Origin of the sequence: Reyranella sp. (genome assembly GCF_044224635.1) — a bacterium.
GTDB lineage: Bacteria > Pseudomonadota > Alphaproteobacteria > Reyranellales > Reyranellaceae > Reyranella.
Genome location: NZ_JBGAKA010000044.1, coordinates 1 through 26,034, shown reverse-complemented (window position 1 = coordinate 26,034; position 26,034 = coordinate 1). Strand labels below are relative to the sequence as shown.

27 protein-coding genes are annotated in these 26,034 nt (G+C 66.5%); 11 read left to right on the top strand and 16 right to left on the bottom strand.

Annotated elements, in window-relative coordinates; genetic code table 11:
• Position 1: 1 nt before the first annotated feature.
• The 3 genes from ACILR9_RS29040 to ACILR9_RS29030 form a co-directional block, all read right to left on the bottom strand.
• Positions 2 to 922 (bottom strand): hypothetical protein, encoded by a 921-nt coding sequence (locus ACILR9_RS29040; RefSeq protein ID WP_395713467.1) that lies wholly within the window; start codon positions 920 to 922, stop codon positions 2 to 4.
• Positions 923 to 1,225: 303 nt separating this feature from the next.
• Entirely contained in the window at positions 1,226 to 2,029 is an 804-nt protein-coding gene (locus ACILR9_RS29035; protein ID WP_395713466.1) for an alpha/beta fold hydrolase, read from the bottom strand.
• 78 nt (positions 2,030 to 2,107) lie between these two features.
• Positions 2,108 to 2,926, bottom strand: a complete 819-nt coding sequence (locus ACILR9_RS29030; protein WP_395713465.1) for an alpha/beta fold hydrolase — start codon at positions 2,924 to 2,926, stop codon at positions 2,108 to 2,110.
• Positions 2,927 to 3,082: 156 nt separating this feature from the next.
• On the opposite strand from ACILR9_RS29030, the gene ACILR9_RS29025 reads away from it, so the two are divergent.
• Positions 3,083 to 4,672 (top strand): winged helix-turn-helix domain-containing protein, encoded by a 1,590-nt coding sequence (locus ACILR9_RS29025; protein ID WP_395713464.1) that lies wholly within the window; start codon positions 3,083 to 3,085, stop codon positions 4,670 to 4,672.
• A gap of 111 nt (positions 4,673 to 4,783) precedes the next feature.
• Here the strand turns inward: ACILR9_RS29025 and ACILR9_RS29020 are convergent, their stop codons facing one another.
• The 11 genes from ACILR9_RS29020 to ubiE form a co-directional block, all read right to left on the bottom strand.
• Complete coding sequence (locus tag ACILR9_RS29020; RefSeq protein WP_395713463.1) at positions 4,784 to 5,224, bottom strand: MGMT family protein; 441 nt, start codon at positions 5,222 to 5,224, stop codon at positions 4,784 to 4,786.
• A 94-nt stretch (positions 5,225 to 5,318) separates the two neighbouring features.
• A complete protein-coding gene (locus ACILR9_RS29015) occupies positions 5,319 to 5,702 on the bottom strand; it encodes a cupin domain-containing protein (RefSeq protein ID WP_395713462.1) in 384 nt (127 codons plus the stop codon).
• Positions 5,699 to 6,610, bottom strand: a complete 912-nt coding sequence (locus ACILR9_RS29010; RefSeq protein WP_395713461.1) for an NAD(P)-dependent oxidoreductase — start codon at positions 6,608 to 6,610, stop codon at positions 5,699 to 5,701. The genes ACILR9_RS29015 and ACILR9_RS29010 overlap by 4 nt, the downstream gene beginning before the upstream one ends.
• A gap of 41 nt (positions 6,611 to 6,651) precedes the next feature.
• Positions 6,652 to 7,113, bottom strand: coding sequence for a GNAT family N-acetyltransferase (locus tag ACILR9_RS29005; protein WP_395713460.1), 462 nt, complete (start codon positions 7,111 to 7,113; stop codon positions 6,652 to 6,654).
• 3 nt (positions 7,114 to 7,116) lie between these two features.
• Positions 7,117 to 7,467, bottom strand: coding sequence for a carboxymuconolactone decarboxylase family protein (locus ACILR9_RS29000; RefSeq protein ID WP_395713503.1), 351 nt, complete (start codon positions 7,465 to 7,467; stop codon positions 7,117 to 7,119).
• Positions 7,468 to 7,777: 310 nt separating this feature from the next.
• Positions 7,778 to 8,239, bottom strand: coding sequence for an RrF2 family transcriptional regulator (locus tag ACILR9_RS28995; protein ID WP_395713459.1), 462 nt, complete (start codon positions 8,237 to 8,239; stop codon positions 7,778 to 7,780).
• 15 nt (positions 8,240 to 8,254) lie between these two features.
• Positions 8,255 to 8,740 carry a dUTP diphosphatase gene (gene dut, locus ACILR9_RS28990; RefSeq protein WP_395713458.1) on the bottom strand — a complete coding sequence of 162 codons (486 nt, stop codon included), beginning with the start codon at positions 8,738 to 8,740 and terminating at the stop codon, positions 8,255 to 8,257.
• 2 nt (positions 8,741 to 8,742) lie between these two features.
• Positions 8,743 to 9,987 (bottom strand): bifunctional phosphopantothenoylcysteine decarboxylase/phosphopantothenate--cysteine ligase CoaBC, encoded by a 1,245-nt coding sequence (gene coaBC / locus ACILR9_RS28985; RefSeq protein WP_395713457.1) that lies wholly within the window; start codon positions 9,985 to 9,987, stop codon positions 8,743 to 8,745.
• A 13-nt stretch (positions 9,988 to 10,000) separates the two neighbouring features.
• Complete coding sequence (locus ACILR9_RS28980; RefSeq protein ID WP_395713456.1) at positions 10,001 to 10,741, bottom strand: sulfite exporter TauE/SafE family protein; 741 nt, start codon at positions 10,739 to 10,741, stop codon at positions 10,001 to 10,003.
• A 252-nt stretch (positions 10,742 to 10,993) separates the two neighbouring features.
• Positions 10,994 to 12,523: a 2-polyprenylphenol 6-hydroxylase gene (gene ubiB / locus ACILR9_RS28975; RefSeq protein ID WP_395713455.1), complete on the bottom strand. Its 1,530-nt coding sequence runs from the start codon at positions 12,521 to 12,523 to the stop codon at positions 10,994 to 10,996.
• A 169-nt stretch (positions 12,524 to 12,692) separates the two neighbouring features.
• Positions 12,693 to 13,493, bottom strand: coding sequence for a bifunctional demethylmenaquinone methyltransferase/2-methoxy-6-polyprenyl-1,4-benzoquinol methylase UbiE (gene ubiE / locus ACILR9_RS28970; RefSeq protein ID WP_395713454.1), 801 nt, complete (start codon positions 13,491 to 13,493; stop codon positions 12,693 to 12,695).
• A 321-nt stretch (positions 13,494 to 13,814) separates the two neighbouring features.
• On the opposite strand from ubiE, the gene ACILR9_RS28965 reads away from it, so the two are divergent.
• The 7 genes from ACILR9_RS28965 to ACILR9_RS28935 all read left to right on the top strand — a co-directional run bounded on the left by ACILR9_RS28965 (position 13,815) and on the right by ACILR9_RS28935 (position 21,978).
• Positions 13,815 to 14,549 (top strand): SDR family oxidoreductase, encoded by a 735-nt coding sequence (locus ACILR9_RS28965; RefSeq protein ID WP_395713453.1) that lies wholly within the window; start codon positions 13,815 to 13,817, stop codon positions 14,547 to 14,549.
• A 160-nt stretch (positions 14,550 to 14,709) separates the two neighbouring features.
• Entirely contained in the window at positions 14,710 to 15,648 is a 939-nt protein-coding gene (locus ACILR9_RS28960; RefSeq protein WP_395713452.1) for an ABC transporter permease, read from the top strand.
• Positions 15,649 to 15,661: 13 nt separating this feature from the next.
• Positions 15,662 to 16,546: an ABC transporter permease gene (locus tag ACILR9_RS28955; protein WP_395713451.1), complete on the top strand. Its 885-nt coding sequence runs from the start codon at positions 15,662 to 15,664 to the stop codon at positions 16,544 to 16,546.
• An 80-nt stretch (positions 16,547 to 16,626) separates the two neighbouring features.
• Positions 16,627 to 18,117 carry an ABC transporter substrate-binding protein gene (locus tag ACILR9_RS28950; protein ID WP_395713450.1) on the top strand — a complete coding sequence of 497 codons (1,491 nt, stop codon included), beginning with the start codon at positions 16,627 to 16,629 and terminating at the stop codon, positions 18,115 to 18,117.
• Positions 18,118 to 18,329: 212 nt separating this feature from the next.
• Positions 18,330 to 19,901 carry an ABC transporter substrate-binding protein gene (locus ACILR9_RS28945; protein ID WP_395713449.1) on the top strand — a complete coding sequence of 524 codons (1,572 nt, stop codon included), beginning with the start codon at positions 18,330 to 18,332 and terminating at the stop codon, positions 19,899 to 19,901.
• Complete coding sequence (locus ACILR9_RS28940; protein WP_395713448.1) at positions 19,901 to 20,872, top strand: ABC transporter ATP-binding protein; 972 nt, start codon at positions 19,901 to 19,903, stop codon at positions 20,870 to 20,872. The genes ACILR9_RS28945 and ACILR9_RS28940 overlap by 1 nt, the downstream gene beginning before the upstream one ends.
• Positions 20,869 to 21,978 (top strand): ABC transporter ATP-binding protein, encoded by a 1,110-nt coding sequence (locus tag ACILR9_RS28935; protein WP_395713447.1) that lies wholly within the window; start codon positions 20,869 to 20,871, stop codon positions 21,976 to 21,978. The genes ACILR9_RS28940 and ACILR9_RS28935 overlap by 4 nt, the downstream gene beginning before the upstream one ends.
• A 69-nt stretch (positions 21,979 to 22,047) precedes the next feature.
• Here ACILR9_RS28935 and ACILR9_RS28930 read toward each other — a convergent pair whose 3' ends face one another.
• Positions 22,048 to 22,650: a cupin domain-containing protein gene (locus ACILR9_RS28930; RefSeq protein ID WP_395713446.1), complete on the bottom strand. Its 603-nt coding sequence runs from the start codon at positions 22,648 to 22,650 to the stop codon at positions 22,048 to 22,050.
• A gap of 144 nt (positions 22,651 to 22,794) precedes the next feature.
• On the opposite strand from ACILR9_RS28930, the gene ACILR9_RS28925 reads away from it, so the two are divergent.
• The 3 genes from ACILR9_RS28925 to ACILR9_RS28915 all read left to right on the top strand — a co-directional run bounded on the left by ACILR9_RS28925 (position 22,795) and on the right by ACILR9_RS28915 (position 25,014).
• Positions 22,795 to 24,312: a tetratricopeptide repeat protein gene (locus ACILR9_RS28925; protein WP_395713445.1), complete on the top strand. Its 1,518-nt coding sequence runs from the start codon at positions 22,795 to 22,797 to the stop codon at positions 24,310 to 24,312.
• A 124-nt stretch (positions 24,313 to 24,436) separates the two neighbouring features.
• Positions 24,437 to 24,718 carry a type II toxin-antitoxin system ParD family antitoxin gene (locus ACILR9_RS28920; RefSeq protein ID WP_395713444.1) on the top strand — a complete coding sequence of 94 codons (282 nt, stop codon included), beginning with the start codon at positions 24,437 to 24,439 and terminating at the stop codon, positions 24,716 to 24,718.
• A complete protein-coding gene (locus tag ACILR9_RS28915; protein WP_395713443.1) occupies positions 24,715 to 25,014 on the top strand; it encodes a type II toxin-antitoxin system RelE/ParE family toxin in 300 nt (99 codons plus the stop codon). The genes ACILR9_RS28920 and ACILR9_RS28915 overlap by 4 nt, the downstream gene beginning before the upstream one ends.
• Here the strand turns inward: ACILR9_RS28915 and ACILR9_RS28910 are convergent.
• Complete coding sequence (locus ACILR9_RS28910) at positions 25,007 to 25,969, bottom strand: ribonucleotide-diphosphate reductase subunit beta (protein ID WP_395713442.1); 963 nt, start codon at positions 25,967 to 25,969, stop codon at positions 25,007 to 25,009. The two genes, ACILR9_RS28915 and ACILR9_RS28910, sit on opposite strands and share 8 nt — an antisense overlap.
• Positions 25,970 to 26,034 lie beyond the last annotated feature (65 nt).

Here is a 26,034-nt window from a genome sequence, read left to right as displayed (position 1 = left end):
CTCACCGGCAACCCGGCGACCATCCGCCTTTGCCCGGCAACTCCGCCGTGCCGGAGAGTACCGGGAGACCGGACCGTTCATCCATGCACGTGATGTCGATCGTTGTCGCCGGCCGGCCAATCAGGTTTGATCGCTCCCGCGGGATCGCCGAGGCCCGTAGGACGACGCCCGGCAGGAGGTTGCGCAGGAACGCCACCGAGAAGCGCGCGCCGGGCAGCCAGCGGTCGCGATGCAGGCCGCCGAGCAGGCAGCTCATCAGTCCCAGCGAGTAGCGTCCGGGTGCGATGATGTCGGCGAGGCCCGCCGCCTTGGCGGCCGCTTCGTCGTTGTGCAGGCTGGCGTGCGGACCGTAGACCTGCTCCTCGGCCGCGTAGAAGCTCAGGATGTCGTCCCGCGTCAACGCCTTCGGCCCGAACGAGACGGCCAACGCGGGACCGCCTGCTTTCGCAGGGTCGGGTGCCGAAGCCGCCGGCGGATCGGCCTGCGCCACGCGGCGTCGCGTCACGACCTCGCGGAAGTTCAGCAGCATGCTGTTGCGCACGGTGCAGACGGGCCGCCCGTCGTCATCGACGGTCGCCATCTCGAAGACCGCGTAACGTCCGCCGCGCCGCTCGTACTTGTCGGCAATGCGGCCCGTGACGTGGATCCTGTCGCCGGGGCGTACCGGCCCCTCGAGCGCGACGTCACACTTTGCATGCACGCTGCCGGCCCAGGAGAAGTGCCTGCGCATCACCCATGAGTGCTGGCCGTAGAGGAAGCTGGGTTCGGCGAACTCGCCGTCCTCCGTCCTGAAGCACGCCGACAGGTCCCGGCCCGACAAAGCCGCCAGCCGCCTTTGATTGAAGTCGCGCGGGACGACATAGGCCAAGGGACCGACGGCCTGGCCGACGGGAATCGTCCCGTAACACAGCGGCTCTACCATGCGTGACCTCTTCCTTGCGCTGAGGCGCCCCGTCCATCGGCCGGGCGACGCCCGCGACGAAGGACGCCTCATCCGAGTGCAGGAAGAACGCGGCGTTGGCAATCTCTCCGGTCGAGCCGGGCGGCCGGTTGGGTTCATGCCGCCGCGCCGCGGGCCAGTGCCTCGATGTCATTGCTGCCCCAAAGGCCCCCCGGGGTTGGGATGACAGCGGTTCTGGAGCACTTGTTTCGTGACAGGCGCTAAACTGGCCGGGGCTCCGTCCCGGCGCTGGGCCTGATGAACATCGGAACCCGTGCTTCGACGTCAGACGGCTTGCAGTAAAACCCCAGCCAGCCACTCCGGCTCATTGATCATGACGCTATGGCCGGATGTCGTATTTTCCAGGGTCGTCCAAGATGCGTCGGCCTTGCACTCCGCAAATGCCTTATCCAACGGAGATGATGGGAATTGGGGTAAGCGGATGTAGGTCTTCCTTGCGACCCGTTCGCGTGCGCCGGAGAGTTTCACCGGTTGCAGCCACGTGCCGATCGGTTGCGGTGTCAACTTCGACAGGAACCAGGCCGCGTCCTTGGCATCGTGAAAGGCGCTCGGAGGAACAGTCTTGGGAGGCGGACGGCTGATCGCACCCTCTTCCGCTTGGAACGGCACCTGGTCCCGAAACGACTGACCATCCGCAGGTTTCATCGCATCGACCCAGACGATGGAGGAGACGCGGTTTCCGATGCGTTCGAGCGCGCCCGACGCCGGGAAGCCCCCATACGAATGGGCGACAAGGCAAATGCCTGCGAGGTCTTCCCATTCCACGAGGTTGGCGATGTCGGCTATGTGGGTGTCCAGATTGACGTCCTTGCTCATCAAATGCGAACGATCTGCCAATCCGGTAAGGGTGAGCGAATAGACTTTGTGACCCTCCTTCTCGAGTCTGTCCGAAACGCGCCGCCAATACCAAGCTCCACAAAAAGCCCCCGGAACCAGAACAAAAGTCTTGCGAACGGATTGAGCCCGCGCCTGACCGATCAACGTGTCTGGCGGAATCACGGCGGCGGCAGCCGCTCCGGTCGCAAGAACACCGATCATTCCGCGTCGCGTGACGTTTGGCAAAGTCATGTAGCCTCCGTACGAGAAAGTGGACCAGTCGAGATCGTCTCGTTGATCGCGAAACGCGCCGTAAGGCGAAGGCCGACTTCACGCGCCTTGCAGTATCAACTGACTCACGCGGTCCGGCGCATCGAGCATGGCAATGTGCCCGACGTCGGGCAGTGCGACGGTGGTCCAGGACTTGTCTGCCTTGCAGTCCGCCAGCGCCTTATCGAAGGCTGGCTGAGGAAACTTCGGAAGCCGGATGTATGTCTTCTTCGATACCTTTTGGAGCGAACCGGACACCTTGATCGGCTGCAGAAAGGTGCCGATCGGTTGCGGCGTGAACTTGGACGCAACGAACGCCTGTTCGCGTTCGGCAACAAAAACGTCTGAAACCTTGGGCGGTGGACCGAAACCCGGCTCACCCTTGTCAACGGCCGCTTGGACGGCCTTGCCAAAAGCAGTGACGTCCACCACCCTGTGTCCGTCGGCAGGCAGAAAGGCATCGAGCCACACGATCGACGAGACGCGGTCGCCGAGACCATCGAGTGCGCCTGAACCAACGAAACCCGCATACGACCATGCGACGAGGCAGACGTTCTCGAGGTTCTCCCATTTGATCAGGTTGACGACGTCCGCGATGTGGGTATCCAGATCGACGTCCTTCCTCAGCAAATGCGAGCGCTCGCCCAAGCCGGTCAGGGTCGGAACGAATACCTTGTGACCGCTCTGCTCGAGCTGGTCCGCGACGCGACGCCAGGTCCAGCTGCCGGCAAAGGCACCGTGAACGAGGACAAAGGTCTTTCGTGTCGATTGCGCGCGGGCGACGCCGAACATGTTGCTGCCACCCGCTGCAACCACGAGGCTGCCAGCGACAGCGGCGCCGCGAACCACACGGCGGCGCGAGACTTGAACCTTGATCATGGCGTATCTCCCCCATCGGTTGAAGCCACCGCACGCGTCAGTGTCCGCATCGGGGAACGGGGAGTCCTGATGGATTTCTTGTGTTATCCTTTGGATATTCCGGCCAAACGCCGAACCTAAGGCAGCGAGCGGTCGGGGTACTGGGGATGTCGCGCCGTGGCAATTCAGTTCGATGATTATGTGCTTGATCCCGTGCGTCGGGAACTGTCGCGCAACGGGACGGTGCGAAAGGTCGAACCCAAAGTCTTTGACCTGCTGCTCCACCTGATCGAGAACCGGCATCGAGTGGTCGGCAAGGACGACCTCATCGCCCGGGTCTGGGGGAGCAGGATCGTCTCGGACTCCGCCCTCACCCATGCCATCAATGCGGCGCGCACCGCTATCGGGGACAATGGAAAGGCCCAGCGGCTGATCCGTACCAGCTCCCGTTGGGGATACCGCTTCGTCGGCAATGTCACGCTTCAGGCGGGGGCGGAGCCTTCGCCAAGCCTGGCCGGCGCGACAAGCTCTCCCGAGGGGCCTGCTCTCGCGCTGCCCGATGGGCCTTCGATTGCCGTCCTGCCGTTCCACAATATAGGCGACGACTCCGAGCAGGAATACTTCGTCGATGGCCTGGTCGAGGACATCATCACCGCGCTGTCGCGCTTCAAGTCTTTGTTCGTCATCGCGCGCAACAGCTCGTTTACCTACAAGGGCCGCGCCGTTGATGTCAGGCAGGTCGGCCGCGAGTTGGGCGTACGCTACGTGCTCGAAGGCTCGGTGAGAAAGAGCATCAACCGGCTGCGCATCACCGCGCAGCTGATCGACGCGATCTCGGGTGCGCACGTCTGGGCAGAACGTTACGACCGCAATCTCAGCGACGTCTTTGCGGTACAGGATGAAATGACGGCGAGGGTCGCCGGGCTCATCGAACCGGCGCTTGCCGAAGCTGAACGGCAGCGCGTGCTGCGCAAGCCGCCCGACCGGCTCGATGCCTGGGAGGCCTATCAACGCGGCCTTTGGCATTTCTACAAGTACGGACCCGAAGAGAACCAGACGGCCCTGACCTTCTTCCGCCAGGCCATTGCCCTCGATCCGAATTTCGCTCCCGGTCACTATGGGTACGCGTTGGCCCTGCAATGGGACATCTGGCATTACTCCCACCGCCCGTTCGAGGAGGTTCAAGGAACCGCGCGTAATGAGGCGCTCCTCGCCGTCTCTCTCGACGACAAGGACGCGATGGCACATGCCATCCTGGCGCACATGCTGATGTGGGGCAGCGAATGGGAGGCAGCCATCGCCGAGGCCCGCACGGCGCTTGCCCTCAATCCGAACAACGCTTTTGTGATCAGCATGCTTGGCTGTGTGCTCGGCTTTGGCGGATATCGCGAAGAAGCGATCGATCGGATACGCCAGGCAATGCGCGCCAGCCCGCAAGATCCGCTGACATGGCTATGGACCCTGTGGACCGCGTCCATTCAATTGGGCGGGCGAAAGTTCGATGCGTCGCTCGAGGCTCTGCACCAGGTCGTTCGACTGCGTCCAGGATTGGCCCTAGTCCATGAATTGATGGCTTCCTGCCTGGCCCATCTTGGGCGCCTGGACGAGGCGCGCGCTGCGCTCGAGCGCATCCCCCCGCAATTTTCCGAGCAGTTCCGGCGCCATCAGCAGAGACTGCCTTGGGTACGGCCGGAAGATTACGCGGTCAGGGAAGAAGGACTTCGGCTGGCGGGTTACCGAATGATCGAGCGCGCTGCCTCGGCTTGAGGGCCGCGACGTATCGTGTCGCGAAGCGTCTCATCACACAGAGATGAACGGCGCCAGCAGGCTGGGGCCCGCCCAGCCCCGCGGGGCGTGCGGCAGTTCGGCCCGCTATTGTCAGTCGAGCCAGCGGCATCGTTCCAGGTTCAGGCGATTACTGTCGTCGAATCTGATGCCTTCCTTTTCCAGCAAGCGCCGCTGGAGGGCGTCGCCGCCATTGCGGGACAGGCTGTAGGACACCTCGCCCTTGGCGTTGACGACGCGGTGCCACGGGATCTTGGTTACCGGATCAAGGCGCTGAAGTACGCGGCCAACAAGGCGGGCCCGCCGCGGCAGGCCGGCCATCGCCGCGACTTGGCCATAGGTTGCAACCCAGCCCATGGGGATGCGGCGGATTACGGCGCAAATAGCTTCGACGGCTTCATCGCCTTGGGGTTGGGCAGCCTGACGCAGCTTGCGCTTCGGTAGCGCCCGTAACTTTCGTTGATCCGCGGTTGCCCAGCCTTGCAGCAGTCTGGACCCTGAAGCCAGCCCGAGACGCTTGTCAGGACGACGCATCGTGCGAATCCTCCGAAGGACGCGAGCCACACAGTTTGCAGCAGAACGAGTGCGTGATCACGGTGGAGCGCGAGAGACACGCCAAAAAATTGCGTCAGACCGGCCGGTGCTCCGTCCCGGCGCCGGGCGTGATGAACATCAGGTCGCCTGGCCTGGTGACGATGCCCCTGTGCCACACGCCCCTGGGCACGATGAAGGTCTGCCCGGGCGCCAGCTTCGCCCGCTGCTCGCCCGCAGCGGTGTCGAGCACCACTTCCATCTCGCCCGACAGCAGCACCAGGATCTCGTCGCCGGCGGGGTGGCGTTCCCAGTGGTTCCAGTCGGCGCTCTGGCTGGTGCTGCCCATCAGGCGGCCTTCGGCGAGGTCGCGCCGGTCGGCGATGCCGGCCCAGAAGGCGGCGCCGCCCGGCATCGAGGCGGCGCTCTCGTCGGGCCGCAGATGGATGTAGGTGCTGTCGAGCGTGAATGCGTCGGTCATTTGCCCGCCTCGGCCAGCATCTCGGCGTAACGGAAGATCTCGGTGTGATCGGCGGCCGCCCCGAGCTTGCCGACGGCATCGGCCCAGTAGCCCACCGACTGCTTGAGCACCGGCATGTCGAGCCCGAGATGGTTGGCGACCTCGCCCGCCGTGCGCAGGTCCTTGGCCATCAGGCCGGCCGTGAAGCCGGCGGCAAAGGTGCGCGAGACGACGAACTGGCGGCCCTTGACCTCGGTGGCGTTGCTCTTGCCGGTCGAGCTGTTGAACACGTCGACCATGGTGCCGGGATCGAGCCCGAACGCCTCGCCGACCACCAGGGCCTCGCACATGGCGACGAGGCCGGCCGCTGACAAGTAGTTGTTGAGCGCCTTCAGCGCATGCCCGGCCCCGGCCGGGCCGCACAAGGTGATGGTCTTGCCCATGGCCCCGAACACCGGCCGGGCGCGCTCGAGGTCGGCGGCGCCGCCGCCCACCATGATGCTGAGCGAGCCGTCGATCGCGCGGCGCACGCCGCCCGACACCGGCGCGTCGAGCAGGGCCACGCCGCTGGCCGCGAGATCGCGCGCGAGCTTCTGGGTGTCGACCGGGTTGGACGAGCTCATGTCGACCACCAGCGCGCCAGGCGCCAGACCCTCGCGCGCCGCGTCGCGGCCCTCGATCACGGCCTGCCGCACGACCTTGCCGTCGGGCAGCATGGTGATCAGCGCATCGGCGCCCTGCGCCGCAGCCTTGGGCGACGCCGTGGCCAGCGCCGACGGATGCGCGCCGATGAAATCCGAAACCGCCTTCTGCGACAGGTCATAGAGCCGGAGCTTGAAGCCCGCCTCGGCGAGCCGCGCCGCCATCGGGCGGCCCATCATGCCGAGACCGATGAAGGCGATGGTGGCAGGGGGAGCAAGCGTGGTCATGGGTCGGTCCTGATGGGAAAACGTACGAGGAGAGATCGTATCTACACAGAGAGATCATACTCATAGAACGGCAGGGTGCGGCCGGGAATGGCATCCGACGGCGCGTGCCGCAGGTAGCGGGCCCCAATGCGCTCGTAGAACGATGCGGCATGGGGGTCGGCCAGGATGGTCATGCGAAGGCCGCCGAGCCGGCGGGCCAGGCCGGCCGCGGCGTCGAACAGCGCGCGGCCGGCGCCCTGGCCGATCGCCGGCGGATCGACGAACAGCATGTCGAGGTCGGCGACGGCGCCGTCCACGATCACGCAGGCCACGCCGAGGGGCCGCTGGGCGGCATCGACGGCCACCAGCACGCGGCCGTCGGCGATGTCGCCTTCGTCCACCGTCAGCGATGGCGCGCTCCGCGCCATGAACGCGGCGTCGTAGCCCCAATGGGCCTTCGACCTGATGCAGAGCGCGCTCAGCCTCGCGGCCTCGCCCGTCTCAGCCGGCCGAACCGCCGCCATGGCTCAGACGCCGCGTTCCTTGAACACGTCGCGGGCGGTCTTGAACGCGTCGAGGCCGGCCGGAATGCCGCAATAGATCGCGACCTGGAGGAGAACTTCCTTGATCTCCTCCTTGGTGAGGCCGTTGTTGAGCGCGCCGTTGACGTGCAGCTTGAGCTCGGGGCCGCGATTGAGCGCCGCCAGCATGGCGAGGTTCAGCATCGAGCGCGTCTTGCGCGACAGGCCCGGGCGCGTCCAGACGTAACCCCAGCAATACTCCGTCGTGACGTCCTGAAACGACATCATGAAATCGTCGGCGCTCGCCATCGACGTATCGACGTAGGTCGCGCCGAGCACGGCTTTGCGCACCTTCATGCCGTCGTCGTAGAGCTTCTTGTTGCGCGGATTGGCTTTGGGCTTCGCTGCCTTGACCGCTGCCTTCGGTTTCGCCGCTCTCTTGGCTCTCGCCATCTCATTCCTCCGGTTCGATGAACCGGCGGACACTAGAGCATCGTGCGCTCGGCTGGAACCGGCCGGACGCGCAGTGCGTGCTGTGACGAACAGTCGAGCGGCGCGCTTCTCAATTGAGGATCAATCCTCTCCAGCGAAGCTGCGAAGGAGTGGACACATCTCCAATCCCTCCCCCTGTGGCGCCGTAAACAGCGCCACAGGGGGAGAAAATGAGTTATGAGGTCGCGTGTCGATCGGTCTGGCCGGTCGACGGGCCGGGCAGGCCCTTGGCCTGGGCGGCCTGGCAGAGATCCTCGATGGTGATGGCGTCGAGCTGGGTCATCATGCGCTCGCGCATGGTCTCCCACATCGGCCACACGACCTCATGGGCGAGCGGCGAGCCGATCGCCGGGTCCGTGGGCTCGGTCTCGGCCTCGAGGTTGCGCACCACCCGGACCACCTCGCCCAGGGTGATGCGTTTTCGATCACGGCCGAGACGATAGCCGCCGCGCGGCCCGCGCTTGCCGCTCAGGATGCCGGCCCGCACGAGGTGCTGCAGGACCTGCTCGAGATAGCGCTTGGGAATGCGCTGGCGCTCGGTGATGTCGCCGCTGCGCACCGGGTGCTCGCCGACATGGAACGCCACGTCGAGAACCGCTTCGATGGCGAACATGGTTTTCTTGCTGAGCCGAGGCATCCCCGGTTTCCTCTATCAGGCGACTTTCGATGACCCGGCTGATACTCCTGTCGAACCAAACCCGCCCGCACCGCGCGCCGTACGTTCGAGCTCACTCACTTCACGCCACACCGCGCGGGCATGCCGGGCGACGATCAACTGTGCAATCCGCATGCCGCGCGTGATGCGGAACGGCTCCTTGCCGAGATTGACCAGGATCACGCCGATCTCGCCGCGATAGTCGGCGTCGATGGTGCCGGGTGCGTTGGCCACTGTCACGCCGTTCTTGGCGGCCAGGCCCGAGCGCGGCCTGACCTGGGCCTCGAACCCCGGCGGCAGGGCGATCGAGATGCCGGTCGGCACGATCCGCCGGTCGAGCGGCCCCAATTCGATCTCACCCTCGATGGCGGCCAGCAGGTCGGCGCCGGCGGCGGCGGCCGTCGCATAGTCGGGCAACGGCAGGTCGCGCGCGTGGGCAAGGCGCACCAATTCGATCTCGACGGTCTCGGCGCCGGTCGTCATGGCTACTCGGCCGCCTTGGCCGTAGGCGGCTCCGCGAAATGCGAGGCGATGCGGGCGGCGAGCCGCGATGCGACATCGTCCTTGGCCAAGGTCGGCCAATCCTCGATGCCGGCGGCGCTGATCAGGTGGACGGTGTTGCGCTCGCCGCCGAACGTGCCGGTCGCCGGCGAAACGTCATTGGCGACGATCCAGTCACAGCCCTTGCGCTTGCGCTTGTCGATGGCGTTGGCCACCAGGTTCTCGGTCTCGGCGGCGAAGCCCACGACCAGGGCCGGGCGCCGTGGCCCGGCACTGGCGCCGAGGCTCGACAGTGTCGCCAGGATGTCGGGATTGGGAACCATCGTCAGGACCGGCGGCTCGGCGCCAGCCTGCTTCTTGATCTTCGCGGTGGCCGGGCGGGCGACCTTCCAGTCGGCCACGGCGGCGGCACAGACCGCGATGTCGACCGTGCCGACGGCCAGGCAGGCGGCCAGCATCTGGTCGGCCGAGTCGATATGCACCGTCTCGAGGCCTGGCGGATCGGCCAGGCTGACCGGCCCGCACACCAGCGTGACCTCGGCGCCGAGCCCCGCAAGGGCGCTCGCGATGGCATGGCCCTGCTTGCCCGACGAATGGTTGGAGATGTAGCGCACCGGGTCGATGGCTTCGCGTGTCGGCCCCGACGTCACCAGGGCGCGGCGGCCGGCCAGGGGCTTTGCCGGCGCCGGCGCAAGCAGGCTCTCGATGGCCACCACGATCTCGTGCGGCTCCGACATGCGGCCCGGACCGTATTCGTTGCACGCCATGGCCCCTTGGTTGGGACCGACGAAAGCGACGCCGCGCCGTCTCAGCGTCTCGACATTGGCGACGGTGGCGACGTGCGTCCACATGCGGACGTTCATCGCCGGCGCGGCCAGCACGGGCTTGTCGGTGGCGAGCAGCACCGTCGCCGCCAGGTCGTCGGCCATGCCCGACGCCATGCGCGCCAGGAGGTTGGCGGTGGCCGGCGCCACGACCAGCAGATCGGCGTCGCGCGAGAGCTGGATATGACCCATCTCGCTCTCGTCGGTGAGCGAGAACATGTCGCTGTAGACGCGATCCTCGGTCAGCGCCTGCAGCGACAGCGGCGTCACGAACTTCGCTCCGGCCTCGGTCAGGACGCAGCGCACCGACGCGCCGCGCTCGCGCAACCGCCGGATCAGTTCGAGGGATTTGAAGGCCGCGATGCCACCCGCGACGATCAGCAGGACCCGCTTGCCGTTCAACATGGCGCCGAGACTATCACAACAGCCGGCTCGCGAAAGTGTAGAGCCCGGTCAGCAGGAGGGCCCAGAAGACGGCGATGCGAAACTGGTCGATCGACAGGCGCAGGCGGACCTGCTGGCCGAGCCACATGCCGGCGAGTGCCGGCACCACCGCCGCTGCCGAGACCAGCGCGCGCGGCCCGTCGATCAGGCCGAAGCTCACCAGGGAAACGGCGAGGGAGAAGGAGGTGGCGCACAGGACCACGCCCAGGGTCTGCACCAGCTCGGCCGGCTTGATGTCGAGGCCCTGAAGGTACGGCATCAGCGGGACCACCGGCACGCCGACCACGCCGCCGACGAAGCCGGAAACGACGCCGACCAGCGGCGCCAGCGGCTTCTCCAGGTCGGCATGGATATGCAGGCGGATGCGCAGCAGGCCAAGGGCGCTGTAAGCGACGAGCACGGCCCCCAGGACGAGAAAGGCCCACTCCGGTCCCTTGCGGCCGAGCAGGCCCATGGTGGCGTAGAGCGACACCGCCAGCGGGACGACCAGGGACCAATGGCGGCGCACGATGGCGCGGAAGCGGCCGCCGACCGAGGCCTGCCAGACGTTGCTGAAGATGATCGGAAAGGTGACCAGCGCCATCGCTTCGGTCATCGGCAGCACGAGCGAGGTGAGCGCGATGGTGATGGTCGGCAGGCCAAGCCCGACCAGGCCCTTGACCAGCCCGGCGACCAGCAGGACCGCGAGACCGAAGACGATGTCGGTCAGCGACATGGTCGTGTCATGCCGCCGGAAGCGCGCCACTTCGTGGCGCTCATCTCATTTTCCTCCCTAAGCGAAGCTTGGGGAGGTGCCGCCGTCTTACGGCGGCGGAGGGGTCATGAGTCACGAGAGAGGGTTGAGCCTGAGGCTCATGACCCCTCCGTCGCGTATGACGCGACACCTCCCCACGCATGGCGTGGGGAGGAGAAGAGTGCGGCACGGAGTGCCACGCTCCCGGCAATGAAAGGAGCATCGCAATGGTGCTCAGTGCCACCAGGCGACGATGGCGGCGAGCAGTGCCAGCGCGGCGATGATCTCGGTGAAGCCCAAGCGAAGCCACGACCGGAATGCCCTCGGCAGCTCCTTCAGCTCCGCCTCGGCCTTCTGCCGCTCGTGCTCGGCCATCAGATGCAGGCTTTCGATCAGGCGCGGCAGGCGGCGCAGCCCCTCGGCCAGGTCGGTGGCGGCGCGGCCGATCGTGGCGCGCGGACCGAAATGCGTCCGCATCCAATCCTCGATCAGCGGCCGCGCCAGCTCCCAGATGTTGACGTGCGGGTTGAGCCTGGTGCCCATGCCTTCGGCCATCAGCATGGTCTTCTGCAAGAGCAGGAGCTGCGGCTGCACCGTCATCTCGAACTGCTCGGTGACGCGCAGCAGATGGGCGAGCAGGCGGGCGATCGAGATCTCGTGGCTCGGCTTGCCGAAGATCGGCTCGCCGATCGAGCGGCAGGCCTGCGCGAACATCTCGCGCGACTGGTCGGGCGGCACGTAGCCGGCGCGGAACTGGACGTCGGCGACGGCGCGATAGTCGCGGCGCAGGAACGCGACCAGCAGCTCGGCGAGATAGCCGCGCGTCGCCTCGTCGATCCGGCCCATGATGCCGAAATCGACCGGCACGATGCAGCCCGAGCGGTCGACGAAGGCGTTGCCGCCATGCATGTCGGCGTGGAAGAAGCCGTCGCGGAACACCTGGTAGAAGAACGCCTCGGCGCACTTCTGCATGATGGCGTCGGGATCGTGGCCGGCGGCGACGATGGCGTCGCGATCGCCGATCGGGATGCCGTCGACGCGCTCGAGCGTCATCACGCGCTGGGCGGTGCGGTCCCAGTCGATCGTGGGCGCGCGATAGCCCGGATCGTCGACGAAGTTCTCACCCAGCTCCTCGCACGCCGCGGCTTCCATGCGCAGGTCCATCTCGACCCGGATGACGTCGGCGAAGGCGCGCACCGAATCGACCGGCTTGAGGCGCCGGAACCTGGGCTGGGTGCGCTCGACCAGCTCGGCCATCCAGTAGAACAGGTCGAGGTCGCGCGCGAACGCCTTCTCGATGCCGGGACGCAGCACCTTCACCGCGACGTCGCGCCCTTCGGTGGTGACGGCGAAATGGACCTGGGCGATCGACGCCGCGGCGACGGGAACGTCCTCGAATCTGGTGAACAGCGCGTCGATCGGCCGGCCGAGCTCGGCCTCGACGATGCGGCGCGCCTCGACGCCGGAAAAGGCGGGCAGGTGATCCTGCAGCTGCGCCAGGTCGGCGGCAACGCTCTCGCTCAGGAGGTCGGCACGAGTCGACAACGCCTGGCCGAGCTTGATGAAGGACGGCCCCATCCCCTGCAACGCCGCGGTCAGCCGCTCGCCCGGCCGCCGCGTGTCGCGCCGCCCGGCGAACAGCCGCGCCCAGGCGATCAGCGGCGGCGCGATGCCCAGCGTCTCGAGCGGAAACAGCGCATCGTGCCGCGCGAAGCTCAACGCCATGCGCAACAGGCGCCACGAATTGCGAAGCGCACGCAGCATGCTAGCGCGAAGTGAACACCTCCCCAGCTTCGCTGGGGAGGTGTCGCCGTCTTACGGCGACGGAGGGGTCATGAGTATCAGTACTGTGGCTCATGACCCCTCCGCCCCCCGATTACGGGGGCACCTCCCCAGCGACGCTGGGGAGGAGAATGAAGGCGACGACCTGCCATCACACCCGCCAGCCCGAATGCAGGGCCACGACGCCGAGCGTCATGTCGCGCCAGGCGACGTTGGCGAAGCCGGCACCCCGCATGCGCCGGGCCAGCTCGCGCTGCGGCGGGAAGCGGCGGATGCTTTCGTGCAGGTAGCGGTAGGCTTCGGCATCGCGGGCGACAACGCGGCCGAAGAACGGCAGGGCCCGGCTGGAATAGGCGTCGTAGACGCGGCCGACCGGCGCCGACCTCACCTTGCTGAACTCGAGACAGTAGAAGCGCCCGCCCGGCTTCAGCACGCGGTACGCCTCGGCGAGCGCCTTGTCGATATCGGTGACATTGCGCAGCCCGAAGGCGATGGTGTAGCCGTCGAACGAGCGGTCCTCGAAGGGCAGGCTCTCGGCATCGCCGGTCACCCAGTCGAGGCCGGCCACCAGCCCGCGATCGATCGCCCGGTCCCGGCCGACCGCCAGCATGGCCTGGTTGATGTCGCATATCGTGACATCGGGCCGGTCGCCCTGGCGGCGCACGAGACGAAACGCGATATCGCCGGTGCCGCCTGCGACATCGAGGAAACGTTCACCCAGCCGCGGGTTCGCGACATCGATCAGCGCATTCTTCCAGAGCCGGTGCACGCCCCCTGACATCAGGTCGTTCATCAGGTCGTAACGCGGCGCCACGCTCTCGAACACCTGCCGCACCAGGCCCGCTTTCTCGCCCGCCGGAACATCGCGATAGCCGAAGGACGCGCGATCCGGATCGGGATGTCGCGGGGCCTGACCCGCCGGGACCGGCACGCTGGGATCGGGCTTTGTCATGGGCGGCAACCTAGGCCGATTCGCTACTTGATGGAACCGCGGTGCCGGCCGTGGGCAGGCGGGCGTTCGGCCGTGGAGGCGCTCTTTCATGACTCCTCCCCAGCTTCGCTGGGGAGGTGCCCCGTCATACGGGGCGGAGGGGTCATGAGCCTCAGTCCCGCTGCTCATGACCCCTCCGTCGCCGTAAGACGGCGACACCTCCCCAGCGGAGCTGGGGAGGGGAATGACGCTCGAAATGCATGTATCGAGAATAAGTGTTGCAACAGGCACATTTCGTCCGGCTGTAATCAGCCGGACGAAATGTGCCCCAGAGGAACCGCCATGCTGCTGAAAGACCGGGTGATCCTGATCACCAATGTCGAGAAATTCGCCGGCCACGGCACGTCGGCGGTGGCGCTGGTCCAGGGGGCCACGGTCGTGGCGCACGACCCGACCTTCGAGGCACCGAGCGCCCGCCGCGCCTTCGAATCGCGCCATCCGGGGGCGCACGCGCTGTCCGCGACCGATCCGGCGACGATGATCGAGCTGGCGCTCAAGCGTCACGGCCGCATCGACGCCCTGGTCAGCAACGACGCCTTTCCGGCCCTGCGGGCGCCAATCGCCGAGGCACGCCTCGAGGACTATCGCACCGCGCTCGAGACGATGGCGGTGGCGCCCTTCCGGCTGATCCAGCTGGTCGCGCCGGCGATGAAGAAGCAGAAATCGGGTCGCATCGTCCTGGTCTCGTCGGCCGCCCCGCTGCGCGGCATCGCCAACTACGCGCCCTACGTGTCGGCGCGCGCCGCCGCCAACGGGCTCGTCTCCTCGCTCGCCAAGGAGCTCGGGCGCGACGGCATCACGGTGAACGCGGTCGGATCCAACTATGTCGAGAACCCCGACTACTTTCCGCCGGCGCTGCTCGCCAACAAGGAAGCGATGGCCAAGATAACGGCGCAGATCCCGCTCGGCCGACTCGGCAAGCCCGAAGAGCTTGGCGCGGCCATCTGCTTTCTCTGCTCGGAACAGGCGGGCTTTATTACCGGTCATGTTCTTCCGCATGCCGGCGGATGGGCGTGACGACGCCAAGAGAGCATGCCACACTTCGTGCAACTAAGGGTCTCACAGACCCTAAAGGCCGCGCACGAATGATCGAAGCGCGGTGGTCAGGGAGCGACGTCGAGACACGCTGGTGATTCCGGCGCGCGTTCCCTTGGCTTGACTAGGTCGAGGATGGCGCATGGGCAGACAGATCATCCACCGCCTGCTGGTCTCGTTCCCGGCGCTGCTCGGGGTTCTGTTCCTCTGCTTCTGCCTGTTGCAGGTCGTGCCGGCCGATCCGGCGATGATCATCGCCGGCCCCGACGCCAAGGCCGAGACCATCGCCGCGATCCGCAACGAGCTCGGCCTCGACCGGCCGATCCCCATCCAGTTCGCCGACTATATCGGCCGCGTGCTGCGCGGCGATCTCGGCCGCTCGATCATCTCCAACAAGATGGTGAGCGAGGAGCTGGCGCTCACCATCGGACCGACCGTCGAGCTGATGCTGGCCGCCATGCTGATCGCCGTGCCGTGCGGCCTGGCGCTCGGCACGCTGGCGGCGGTGCGGCGCGGCTCGATCGTCGATCGCCTGATCATGGCGGTGTCGGTGGCCGGCGTCTCCATGCCGGTGTTCTTCATCGGCCTGATCCTGATCCAGTATGTCGGCTTCAAGTGGGGCCTGCTGCCGTTCACCGGCCGCACCGGCCCGGTGTGGGACGGCGGCCTGCCCAGCCTGGTGCTGCCGGCGACCACGCTGGGCCTGGTGCTGATCGGCCCGATCGCGCGACTGACGCGCACTGCCGTGCTCGAGGTGCTGGGCGCCGACTTCGTGCGCACGGCGCGCGCCAAGGGCCTGCGCGAGACGGTGGTGATCGTCCATCACGCGTTGCGCAATGCCCTCATCCCCGTGGTCACGCTGATCGGCCTTCAGGCGGCGTTCCTGCTGGGCGGCGCGGTGGTGACGGAGACCATGTTCTCCTGGCCGGGCGTCGGGCGGCTCGCCGTCGGGGCGATCGTGTCGAGCGATTTCCCGACGGCGCAGGGCGCCATCATGATCCTCGCCATCGCCTTCTTGACGATCAACCTGCTGGTCGACGTGCTCTACGTCTATCTCGATCCCAGAGTCCAACGGTCCTAGGGGTGCAGCGCTCATGAGTGTGGAAACCCTGGACGCCGTCGTCCGGACCGAAGAGTCCGGAGTCCTTTCGCGCTCCGGCGTGCTGCGCCGGCTGGCGCGCGACAAGGTCGCCGCCGCTGCCGCCCTGGTGCTCGCCCTGATCGCCCTGGCGGCGGTGTTCGCCCCGGTCGTGGCGCCCTACGATCCCTATCTCACCGACCTCACCAAGGTGATGCAGCCGCCCAGCGCCGAGCACTGGTTCGGCACCGACAATACCGGCCGCGACATCCTGAGCCGCGTCATCTACGGCACGCGCAACACGCTGATGCTGGGCCTGGTCGGCGTCATCATCGGCGGCCTGCTGGGCGGCGTTCTCGGCATCTGCGCCGCCTACTATCCGCGCGCCGACGGCTGGATCATGCGCATCGTCGACGTCATGCTGGCCTTCCCGGCGATCCTGATCGGCCTCGCGGTGGCGGCGGTCGCCGGCGCCGGCCTGGGCGCCGTCGTGATCGCCCTGGTGGTCGCCACGGTGCCCGACGTGGCGCGCGTCGCGCGTGGCGCTGCGGTGGGCATCATGGGGCAGGAATTCATGGAAGCCGGCCGCGCCGTCGGCGTCTCCGACCGCACCCTGATCTGGCGTTACCTGACGCTGAATTGCATCTCCACCATCTTCGTCTTCCTCACCCTGCGCTTCGGTCAGATCATCCTGATCGGCTCGGCGCTGGGCTTCCTGGGGATGGGCGCCCAGCCGCCGACCGCCGAGCTCGGCATGATGGCGGCCCAGGGCCGCGACTTCCTGTTCATGGCGCCGCATATCGCCACCATCCCGAGCTGCGCGATCTTCGTCATCGTGCTGGCCGCCAACCTTCTGGGCGACGCCCTGCGCGACGTCCTCGATCCGAGGCTGCAACAATGATCAGAGCTTTTCTCCGTGTTGCGTTCGCATTGAGTATCGCGGGGAGTGTCACAAGTCCGGGCGCCGCGCAGACCCTGAACATGATGAAGTCGATCGATGCGCCGCATTACGATGCCCAGCGCACGACCTGGGGCCCGACCTCCGACATCGTCAACATGTTCCAGGACACGCTGGTGGCGCTCGACTGGGACGGCAAGACGCCGATCCCTTATCTCGCCAGGTCGTGGACCGTTAGCCCCGATGGCAAGCTCTACACCTTCAGGCTGCGCGATGACGTCACCTTCTGCAGCGGCAAGAAATTCACTGCCGAGGACGTGGTCTACTCCTTCAAGCGCCTGACCAGCCCCGAGATCAAGGGGCCGTTCGCCTGGCGCGCCGGCACCATCAAGGACCTGCGCGCGCCCGACCCGTACACCGTCGAGTACGAGCTGGCCGAGCCGTTCTCCGAGCTGCTGCTGCAGCTCACCATGTTCACCAACGTCATCCACAACAAGGACAGCGTCGAGGCGCTGGGCAAGGATTACGGCGTGAAGAGCGCCGACGGCACCGGCCCGTGGTGCTTCGAATCCTGGCAACCGCGCACCCAGATCGTGCTGAAGCGGCACGATGCCTACAAGTGGGGCCCCTCGATGTACAAGAACAAGGGGCCGGTGAAGTTCGAGAAGCTGGTGATCAAGATCGTGCCGGAGGATTCGAGCCGCGTCGCGGCGATGATGGCCGGCCAGTTCGACATCACCCACCAGTTCCCGGCGCAATTCATCGCCCAGGCGCGGGCCGCGCCGATGCTGCAGGTCCATCCGGCCAAGCCGAATTTCCAGCTGCTCTATTTCGGCTACAAGATCTCGCGGCCGATGGTGGCCGACAAGCGCGTGCGCGAGGCCATGAGCATCGCCATCAACCGCGCCGAGATCGCCAAGGGCATCCTGCTGGGCAATGCCGAGCCGGCCTACACCATCGTCGACAAGGACGCCCTCGATCACGATCCGAAGACGATGGGCATCATCAAGGAGGACATCGAGCGCGCCAGGAAGCTGCTCGACGAGGCCGGCTGGAAGCCGGGCGCCGACGGCATCCGCGAGAAGGACGGCGTCAAGCTCGCCCCCAAGGTCTACTACACCGCCAACGCCAACTCGGCCCGGGTGGGCGAGGCGATCCTGGGCTACATGCGCAGGATCGGCGTGCAGTGGATGGTCCAGCCTTGGGACTCGACCATCGCGGCGGCCAAGATGGCCGAGCAGGATTACGAGATCTGGTCGGTCACCGTGCCCTACCTCTCGGCTGGTGACCTGATGAACATCTACTTCGATTCCAGGAACATCCCGACGCCCAACCGCATGAACTACAAGGACGCCGAGACCGACGAATGGCTGAGGCTCGGCCGCGCCGCGCTGACCGAGGCCGACCGTGCCAAGTACTACGCGCTGGTCCAGCAGAAGGTGATGCAGGAGCACCTGTGGATGCCGGTGCTCAACATCAACATGGACGAGGTCGTCAACAAGAAGGTCAAGGGCGCCCGGCCGCACATGATCTACCAGAACACTTTCTACAAGGGGCTGGACGCGTCTTTGTGAGTTCTTTTCTCCTCCCCACGCTTCGCTGCTCATCCCCCTCCCCAGCGAAGCTGGGGAGGTGTCGCGTCATACGCGACGGAGGGGTCATGAGCAACGGGACTGAGGCTCATGACCCCTCCGTCGGCGATTACGCCGACACCTCCCCAGCGAAGCTGGGGAGGAGGATGAGCAGCAAAGCTGGGGAGGAAAACAACAAAGGTGAGGAAACGACGATGCGTAAATTCTTGATGGGCGTGGCCGCGTTGCTTGGCGTGGCGGGAGCGGCCTCGATCACCGAGGCGCAGACCCTGAAGATGATGAAGTCGCTCGACGCGCCGCACTATGACGGGCAACGCACCACCTGGTCGCCGACCTCCGACATCGTCAACATGTTCCAGGATACGCTGGTGGCGATGGACTGGGACGGCAAGACGCCGATCCCCTATCTCGCCAGGTCCTGGACGGTCAGCCCCGATGGCAAGCTCTACACCTTCAAGCTGCGCGACGACGTCACCTTCTGCAGCGGCAAGAAGTTCACCGCCGACGACGTCGTCTACTCCTTCAAGCGCCTGGTCAGCCCCGAGCTCAAGGCGCCGCTCGCCTGGCGCGCCGGCAACCTCAAGGACATCCGCGCGACCGATCCCTACACGGTCGAGTACGAGCTGAAGGAGCCGTTCTCCGACCTGCTGCTGAATCTCACCATGTTCACCACGGCGATCCACAACAAGGAAAGCGTCGAGTCGCTGGGCAAGGACTACGGCGTCAAGGCGATCGACGGCACCGGCCCATGGTGCTTCGAGTCATGGCAGCCGCGCACCGAGATCGTGCTCAAGCGGCACGACGCCTACAAATGGGGACCGTCGATGTACCAGAACAAGGGCCCGGTGAAGTTCGAGAGGCTCAGCATCAAGATCGTGCCGGAGGATTCGAGCCGCGTCGCCGCGATGATGGGCGGGCAGTTCGACGTCACCCACCAGATCCCGCTCCAGTTCATCCAGCAGGTCAAGGCGTCGCCCGCCCTCAACGTCCAGGAAGCCAAGCCCAACTTCCAGCTGATGTATTACGGCTACAAGGCCAATCGCCCGATGGTCTCCGACAAGCGCGTGCGCGAGGCGATGAATATCGCCATCAACCGCGCCGAGATCGCCAAGGGCATCATGCTGGGCAATGCCGATCCGGCCTACACCTACATCGACCCCAAGGCGCTCGATTTCGCCGACAGCACCAAAAGCATCATCAAGGAAGACGCCGAGCGCGCCAGGAAGCTGCTCGACGAGGCCGGCTGGAAGGTCGGCAGCGACGGCATTCGCGAGAAGGACGGCGTCAAGCTGGCGCCGCGCGTGCTGTTCACCCAGGTCGCCTACTTCCCGCGCGTGTCGGAGGCGATCCAGGGTTACATGCGCAAGATCGGCGTCGACTGGAAGATCGTCGGCTTCGATTCGACGATCGCCCCGGCGGAGATGGGCAAGCAGGACTACGAGCTGTGGACCGTGACCTTCCCCTACATGTCGGCCGGCGACCTGCTGAACTTCTACTTCGATTCCAAGAACATCCCGGCACCCAACCGGATGAACTGGAACGACCCGCTGACCGATGAGCTGCTGCGCAAGGGCAAGGCCTCCCTGAGCGACGCCGATCGCGCCAAGTACTACGCGCTCGCCCAGCAGCGCGTCACCGAGGAGCATCTCTGGATGCCGGTCATGAACGTCGCCATGTACACGACCAGCCTGAAGAAGCTGAAGGGCGTGCGCCCGCACATGCTCTACCAGAACACCTTCTACAAGGGCCTGGACTACTCCTTCTGATGGGCAAGCTGCTCGAGGTCCGCGGCCTCAAGACCCACTTCAACACCGACCGCGGGTTGTTTCGCGCCGTCGACGGCATCGATTTCGCCGTCGGCCGCGGCAAGACGGTGGGCCTGGTCGGTGAATCCGGCTGCGGCAAGAGCGTGACCTCGCTCTCGGTCATGGGACTGGTGGCGAGCCCGCCCGGCGAGGTCGCGGCCGAGGCCGTGATGTTCGACGGCCGCGACGTGCTCGGCCTCTCGGCCGACGAGCGCCGCCGCCTGCGCGGCGGCAAGATGTCGATGATCTTCCAGGAACCGATGACCTCGCTCAATCCGGTCCACACGATCGGCCAGCAGATCGTCGAGGCGATCCTCGCCCACACCACCCTGTCGCCGCACGCGGCCAAGAAGCGCGCGATCGAGATGCTCGAGCTGGTGCGCATCCCGTCGGCCGCCCAGCGCATCGACGACTACCCGCACCGCCTGTCGGGCGGCATGCGCCAGCGCGTCATGATCGCCATGGCGCTCAGCTGCGAGCCCACCCTGCTGATTGCCGACGAACCGACCACCGCCCTCGACGTCACCATTCAGGCGCAGATCCTCGATCTCCTGCAGGATCTGCAGCAGCGGCTCGGCATGGCGATCCTGATCATCACCCACGATCTCGGCGTCATCGCCGAGGTCGCCGACGACGTGCTGGTGATGTACGCCGGCAAGATCGTCGAGCAGGCGCCGGTCGGCGCGCTGTTCGCCGATCCGCAGCATCCCTACACGATCGGCCTCTTGGGCTCGATCCCGCGACTCGACGTCGATCGCGAGCGCCTGGCCACCATCGAAGGCACGGTGCCCTCGCCCAACAATCAGCCGAAGGGCTGCCGCTTCGCGCCGCGCTGCCCGTTCGCCGACCGGCGTTGTCACGAGCAGCCGCCGCCGTTGCGCGAGATCGGCGACGCCCATCACGTCGCCTGCTGGAAAGCCCCTGTCGCATGAACGCCACCGCTCCGGTCCTGCAGGTCCCAGTTCTTGAGGTACAGGATCTGGTGAAGCACTTCCCGGTCAGCCGCGGGCTGATCCGGCGCAAGGTCATCGGCCTGGTGCGCGCCGTCGAGGGCGTGACCTTCGAGATCGCGCGCGGCGAGACGCTGGCGCTGGTGGGCGAGTCGGGCTGCGGCAAGTCGACGACCGGCCGCCTGATCCTGCGCCTGATGGACCCGACTGCCGGCTCGGTGCGCTTCAAGGGCGAGGAGATCGCCGGCCTCGACAAGCAGTCGCTGCGCCGCCTGCGCCGGCACATGCAGATCATCTTCCAGGACCCCTACGCCTCGCTCAATCCGCGCATGACGGTGGGCGAGATCCTGCTCGAGCCGATGGCGGTGCACGGCATCGGCAGCGAGGCCGAGCGCGAGAGCCGCGTGCGCGAGCTGCTGGCCGTGGTCGGGCTGCTGCCCGAGCATGCGCGGCGCTATCCGCACCAGTTCTCCGGCGGCCAGCGCCAGCGCATCGGCATCGCCCGGGCGCTCGCGGTCAATCCCGACCTGATCGTGTGCGACGAGCCGGTCTCCGCGCTCGACGTCTCGATCCAGGCGCAGATCGTCAACCTGCTGCAGAACCTGCAGCGCCAGTTCGGCCTGTCCTACCTGTTCATCGCCCACGACCTCGCGGTGGTGAAGCACATCAGCGATCGCGTGGCGGTGATGTATCTCGGCAAGCTGGTCGAGATCGCCACCAAGCGCGATCTCTACGAGCGCCCGCTGCATCCCTACACCCAGGCCCTGCTGTCGGCGATCCCGCGGCCCGATCCCTCGATCCGCCGCAAGCGCATGCTGCTCGCCGGCGACGTGCCGAGCCCGCTGGCGCCACCGCCGGGTTGCCGCTTCCACACGCGCTGCCCGTTCGCCCAGCCACGCTGCCGCGAGGAGGAGCCGATGCTGCGCGAGGCCGACACCGGCCCCGGCACCGGCCATCGCGTCGCCTGCCACTTCTACGAGATCCTGCCCGCGCCGCCGATCGCCGCCGCTGCCGGGCCGGCCAAGGGCAAGTTCACCGACCGCCTCGCCGCCTTCGAGGCCGCGAAGGCGGCCCGGGCCTCGGCCTGACCGGCGCAGAGTCTCGTCTTCCGGACCTCGAGCGTTCCAGCGTAATCGATCGATTTCTTGGCCGGCGCCCTATTCCAGCTTGGCGGGCGACGAGAACGGGCGGCTGGCGTCGACGACGAACATGACGAGCTGGTCAAGGTCGGTCGTCCCGGCGCTGAAGACCTCCATCGGCATGTCGGCGCCGTGGCCGTTCATGGCCGTGCCCGCCTCCGCGTGCATGACGCCGTGCGGCGTCTTCTGACCCAGACGGCCCCTCAGCACATAGAACGCTTCCGACCCGGGATGGGTGTGCGGTGGCGTGCGCGCGCCCGGCGGACCGCTCGCGTGATTGATACGGATCAGATATTCGGCCGCCTTGATCGGCGGCACCGGGCCGACCTCGGCAACCTTGGTGGCGCCCGGCGTGGCACCGCCCGCGACCCCGAGCGTGAACAGCCAGACCTTGCCGGAAATCTCGGCCGCGAGCGCGGTGGGGCCCGCGGCGGCCTGGGCTTGCGGCAACGTGCCGAAGGTCTCGATACGCCAGAACAGCGGCCCCGGCGGCAGCTCCTTGAGCTTCTTGTCGATCACGGGCCTGACCGACAGCGGCGGTGCTTGCTGCGCCATCGATGGGGTTGCCGAAAAGGCGACCATCAGCGCGAGAAGAAACGAGGGCCAGCGTTTCGTGCTCATCGTTCGTCCTTCGGGTCAGGGCTGATCGAGAGGCTTGCACAGGCGGACCTCGGCCGCTTGAGGTCCGCCTCACGATCCCCTCCATTTTTCCTCAAGGAGAGACATGGTAGCGTTCCCTGCTTCGTTCCCGTGGCTGGAAGAGCATTGCGGTACGTTTTCGCGAACTGCGTCCTCGACATGGACCGACGCGAGCTGCGCCGAGGGTCGGCGCTGATCGCCGTGGAGCCGCAGGTCCTCGACCTGATCGCCCATCTCATCCGCCATCGCGATCGTGTGGTCAGCAAGGATGACCTGCTGGGCGCCATCTGGCACGGCCGCATGGTCTCGGAGTCGGCGCTGTTCAATCGCATCAACGCAGCCCGCCGGGCGATCGGCGACACCGGTGAGCACCAGCTCCTGATCAGGACGTTTCCCCGCAAGGGCCTGCGCTTCGTTGCCGAGGTGCGCCAGGAAAGTCCCGACCCGCTCCCTCTGCCCGATCGCCCGTCGATCGCCGTGCTGCCGTTCGTCGACCAGGGCGGCGAGCCCGGCGAGGGCTATTTCGCCGACGGCATCACCGAGGACCTGGTCACCGGCCTGGCGCGCATCCGCTGGCTGTTCGTGATCGCGCGCAATTCGGCGTTCGTCTACAAGAACCGCGCGGTCGACGTGAAGCAAGTGTCGCGCGAGCTGGGCGTGCGCTACGTCCTGGAAGGCAGCGTTCGCCGGGCCGGCGCGCGGCTGCGCATCACGGCGCAACTGGTCGACGCCGCGAGCGGCGGGCATCACTGGGCCGAGCGCTACGACCGCGAGCTGGGCGATATGTTCACGATCCAGGACGAGATCACGCGCAACGTCGCCGGGGCCATCGAGCCGCGGCTGCTGGCCGCCGAGGGCATACGCGCCCTGTCGCGCTCACCGGGCCATCTCGATGCCTGGGATCTGGTGGCGCGGGCGCAGACCCATTTCTGGCGCCTGACGAGGACCGACTGCGACGCGGCCATCAAGCCGCTGCAGCATGCCGTCGACTCGTATCCCGACTACGCCCCCGCACATGGGCGGCTGGGCTTCTGCCGCGTGTTCGCCGTGCACATGGGCTGGATCGCCGGCGAAGACGGCATGGCGTCCGGCCGCGGCCACGCCATCCGGGCGATCGCGCTCGACGATTGCGATCCGTGGGGCCATATCGCGCTCGGCTACGCGGCGATGATGGAGCGGCGAACCGAAGAGTCGATTGCCGCTTTCGGCCGGGCCGTTTTGCTCAATCCCAGTTCTGCCGCCGCTCATTCGCATCTTAGCCGCGGCTATGCCTTTGCCGGACGGTTTCAAGCGGCCGTCGACCACGGCGGCGAAGCGATACGCCTCAGCCCGCTCGATCCCGAGATGGCCTTGTTCCTCGGCGCCATCGCGGTCGCTCACTTCACCGCGGGCCACTATGAAGAAGCCGTGCGCCACACCGCCGAGGCGCTGCGCCTTCGCCCGGGCTTCCAGGGCGCCCAGAGGCTGCACTGCGCCGCCATGGCGCAGGCCGGCCGCCTCGCCGAGGCGCGGGCATACCTCGCCACGGTCCTCGAGGAGCAGCCAGGCCTTACGACCGCATGGGTGCGCGCCAACGTGCCCTATCAGACCGAAGCGTTGATGGACCAGTTCGTCAGCGGCCTTCGCAAGGCGGGACTTCGGTGAGGCTTGGCACGGCAATTCCGGCGGCAGAGGCAGCGGAAGCCATGTGCTGGGCATCATGTCTGGCGACTGTGGTCGCGGTTGCTGGTCAGTGGTATGAAGCTTTCATACCGCGCGAAGGGTTCCCATGGCCAAGATATCCAAACGGACGTTCAGCCTTCCGACCGAGCAGACCCGGTACATCGATGCAAAGGTGTCATCTGGCGCTTATGCGTCTGCTTCGGAGGTGATCAGGGCCGGTCTTCGTGCCCTGCAAGAACGCGATGCCGCATTCGAACGGTGGCTGCGCGAGGAGGTCGTGCCTACCTATGATGCGACCATGGCTGACCCGTCGAGCCGGGTTCCGGCCAAGGCGGTCTTCGCCGACGCCCGTGCTCGTTACGAAGGACGACGCAAGGCACGTCGTTGATTCGGCGAACTGTCACATTCACGCCCCAGGCGCACAGCGATCTGCTCAACATCGGCGATTGGATCACCGAACGCGCCGGCGCCGATGTTGCTCGAAGCTACATTGCGCGGCTCGAGAACTATTGCCTCGGGTTTGAATTCGCTGGCGAGCGAGGTCAGCGACGCGACGACCTGCGCCCAGGCTTGCGTGTCATCGGATTCGAGCGCCGGGTCGCGATCGCATTTGCCATATCAGAGGACGAAGTGGTGATTCTCCGCCTCCACTACGGCGGCCAGAACTGGGACCTCGCTAACTGAACGCCTCGTCCCAGGTCCCGCGCGTCGACGCCTTGGAATACTCGGTCGCGCGGTTCTCGAAGAAATTGGTGTGCTCGATGGCATTCAGCATCTGGTCCATCCACGGCAGCGGGTTCTTGGCGTCGCTGCGGTAGATCGGCTGCAGGCTGATCTGGGTGAGCCGGCGGTCGGCGATGAAGCGGATGTAGCGCTTCACGTCGACGGCGGTCATGCCCTCGATGCCGCCGAGCTCGAAGGCCAGGTCGATGAAGGCGTCCTCGTGATCGACGATGGTCGAGCAGGCGACGTAGATCTCGCGCTGCAGCGCCTCGGTCCAGATCTCCGGGTTCTCCTGCACGAAGGTACGGAACAGGCGGATGATCGAATTGCAGTGCAGGGTCTCGTCGCGCACCGACCACGACACGATCTGGCCCATGCCCTTCATCTTGTTGAAGCGCGGGAAGTTCATCAGCATGGCGAACGAGGCGAACAGCTGCAGGCCCTCGGTGAAGGCGCCGAACACCGCCAGGGTCTTGGCGATATCGGCCTTCGAGTCGACGTTGAAGCCCTGCATGTAGTCATACTTGTCCTTCATCTCCTTGACGTGGAGGAAGGCCGAGTACTCGGTCTCCGGCATGCCGATCGTGTCGAGCAGATGGCTGTAGGCGGCGACGTGCACGGTCTCCATGGCCGAGAAGGCGGCCAGCATCATCTGCACCTCGGTCGGCTTGAAGATGCGCGAGTAGTGCCGCATGTAGCAGTTGTTCACCTCGACATCGGCCTGGGTGAAGAAGCGGAAGATCTGGGTCAGCAGGTGACGCTCGCTGTCGGTGAGCTTGTTGCGCCAATCCTTGACGTCGTCAGCCAGCGGTACCTCTTCGGGCAGCCAGTGGATGCGCTGCTGGGTCAGCCAGGCGTCGTACGCCCAGGGATAGTGGAACGGCTTGTAGATCGGCTTGGCGTCGAGCAGGGACATGGCGGCAACCCGGTAGAATCGATGAGGCAAAAAAGGTCCCGTCGCGCCCGCCGGAATTCACCGGC

Excerpts from the sequence above, each read along its gene's own strand:
- ACILR9_RS29040 (WP_395713467.1), bottom strand. The coding sequence starts at position 922 with ATGGTAGAGCCGCTGTGTTACGGGACGATTCCCGTCGGCCAGGCCGTC.
- ACILR9_RS29035 (WP_395713466.1), bottom strand. The coding sequence starts at position 2,029 with ATGACTTTGCCAAACGTCACGCGACGCGGAATGATCGGTGTTCTTGCG.
- ACILR9_RS29030 (WP_395713465.1), bottom strand. The coding sequence starts at position 2,926 with ATGATCAAGGTTCAAGTCTCGCGCCGCCGTGTGGTTCGCGGCGCCGCT.
- ACILR9_RS29020 (WP_395713463.1), bottom strand. The coding sequence starts at position 5,224 with ATGCGTCGTCCTGACAAGCGTCTCGGGCTGGCTTCAGGGTCCAGACTG.
- ACILR9_RS29015 (WP_395713462.1), bottom strand. The coding sequence starts at position 5,702 with ATGACCGACGCATTCACGCTCGACAGCACCTACATCCATCTGCGGCCC.
- ACILR9_RS29010 (WP_395713461.1), bottom strand. The coding sequence starts at position 6,610 with ATGACCACGCTTGCTCCCCCTGCCACCATCGCCTTCATCGGTCTCGGC.
- ACILR9_RS29005 (WP_395713460.1), bottom strand. The coding sequence starts at position 7,113 with ATGGCGGCGGTTCGGCCGGCTGAGACGGGCGAGGCCGCGAGGCTGAGC.
- ACILR9_RS29000 (WP_395713503.1), bottom strand. The coding sequence starts at position 7,467 with ATGAAGGTGCGCAAAGCCGTGCTCGGCGCGACCTACGTCGATACGTCG.
- ACILR9_RS28995 (WP_395713459.1), bottom strand. The coding sequence starts at position 8,239 with ATGCCTCGGCTCAGCAAGAAAACCATGTTCGCCATCGAAGCGGTTCTC.
- dut (WP_395713458.1), bottom strand. The coding sequence starts at position 8,740 with ATGACGACCGGCGCCGAGACCGTCGAGATCGAATTGGTGCGCCTTGCC.
- coaBC (WP_395713457.1), bottom strand. The coding sequence starts at position 9,987 with ATGTTGAACGGCAAGCGGGTCCTGCTGATCGTCGCGGGTGGCATCGCG.
- ACILR9_RS28980 (WP_395713456.1), bottom strand. The coding sequence starts at position 10,741 with ATGTCGCTGACCGACATCGTCTTCGGTCTCGCGGTCCTGCTGGTCGCC.
- ubiB (WP_395713455.1), bottom strand. The coding sequence starts at position 12,523 with ATGCTGCGTGCGCTTCGCAATTCGTGGCGCCTGTTGCGCATGGCGTTG.
- ubiE (WP_395713454.1), bottom strand. The coding sequence starts at position 13,493 with ATGACAAAGCCCGATCCCAGCGTGCCGGTCCCGGCGGGTCAGGCCCCG.
- ACILR9_RS28965 (WP_395713453.1), top strand. The coding sequence starts at position 13,815 with ATGCTGCTGAAAGACCGGGTGATCCTGATCACCAATGTCGAGAAATTC.
- ACILR9_RS28960 (WP_395713452.1), top strand. The coding sequence starts at position 14,710 with ATGGGCAGACAGATCATCCACCGCCTGCTGGTCTCGTTCCCGGCGCTG.
- ACILR9_RS28955 (WP_395713451.1), top strand. The coding sequence starts at position 15,662 with ATGAGTGTGGAAACCCTGGACGCCGTCGTCCGGACCGAAGAGTCCGGA.
- ACILR9_RS28950 (WP_395713450.1), top strand. The coding sequence starts at position 16,627 with ATGATGAAGTCGATCGATGCGCCGCATTACGATGCCCAGCGCACGACC.
- ACILR9_RS28945 (WP_395713449.1), top strand. The coding sequence starts at position 18,330 with ATGCGTAAATTCTTGATGGGCGTGGCCGCGTTGCTTGGCGTGGCGGGA.
- ACILR9_RS28940 (WP_395713448.1), top strand. The coding sequence starts at position 19,901 with ATGGGCAAGCTGCTCGAGGTCCGCGGCCTCAAGACCCACTTCAACACC.
- ACILR9_RS28935 (WP_395713447.1), top strand. The coding sequence starts at position 20,869 with ATGAACGCCACCGCTCCGGTCCTGCAGGTCCCAGTTCTTGAGGTACAG.
- ACILR9_RS28930 (WP_395713446.1), bottom strand. The coding sequence starts at position 22,650 with ATGAGCACGAAACGCTGGCCCTCGTTTCTTCTCGCGCTGATGGTCGCC.
- ACILR9_RS28920 (WP_395713444.1), top strand. The coding sequence starts at position 24,437 with ATGGCCAAGATATCCAAACGGACGTTCAGCCTTCCGACCGAGCAGACC.
- ACILR9_RS28910 (WP_395713442.1), bottom strand. The coding sequence starts at position 25,969 with ATGTCCCTGCTCGACGCCAAGCCGATCTACAAGCCGTTCCACTATCCC.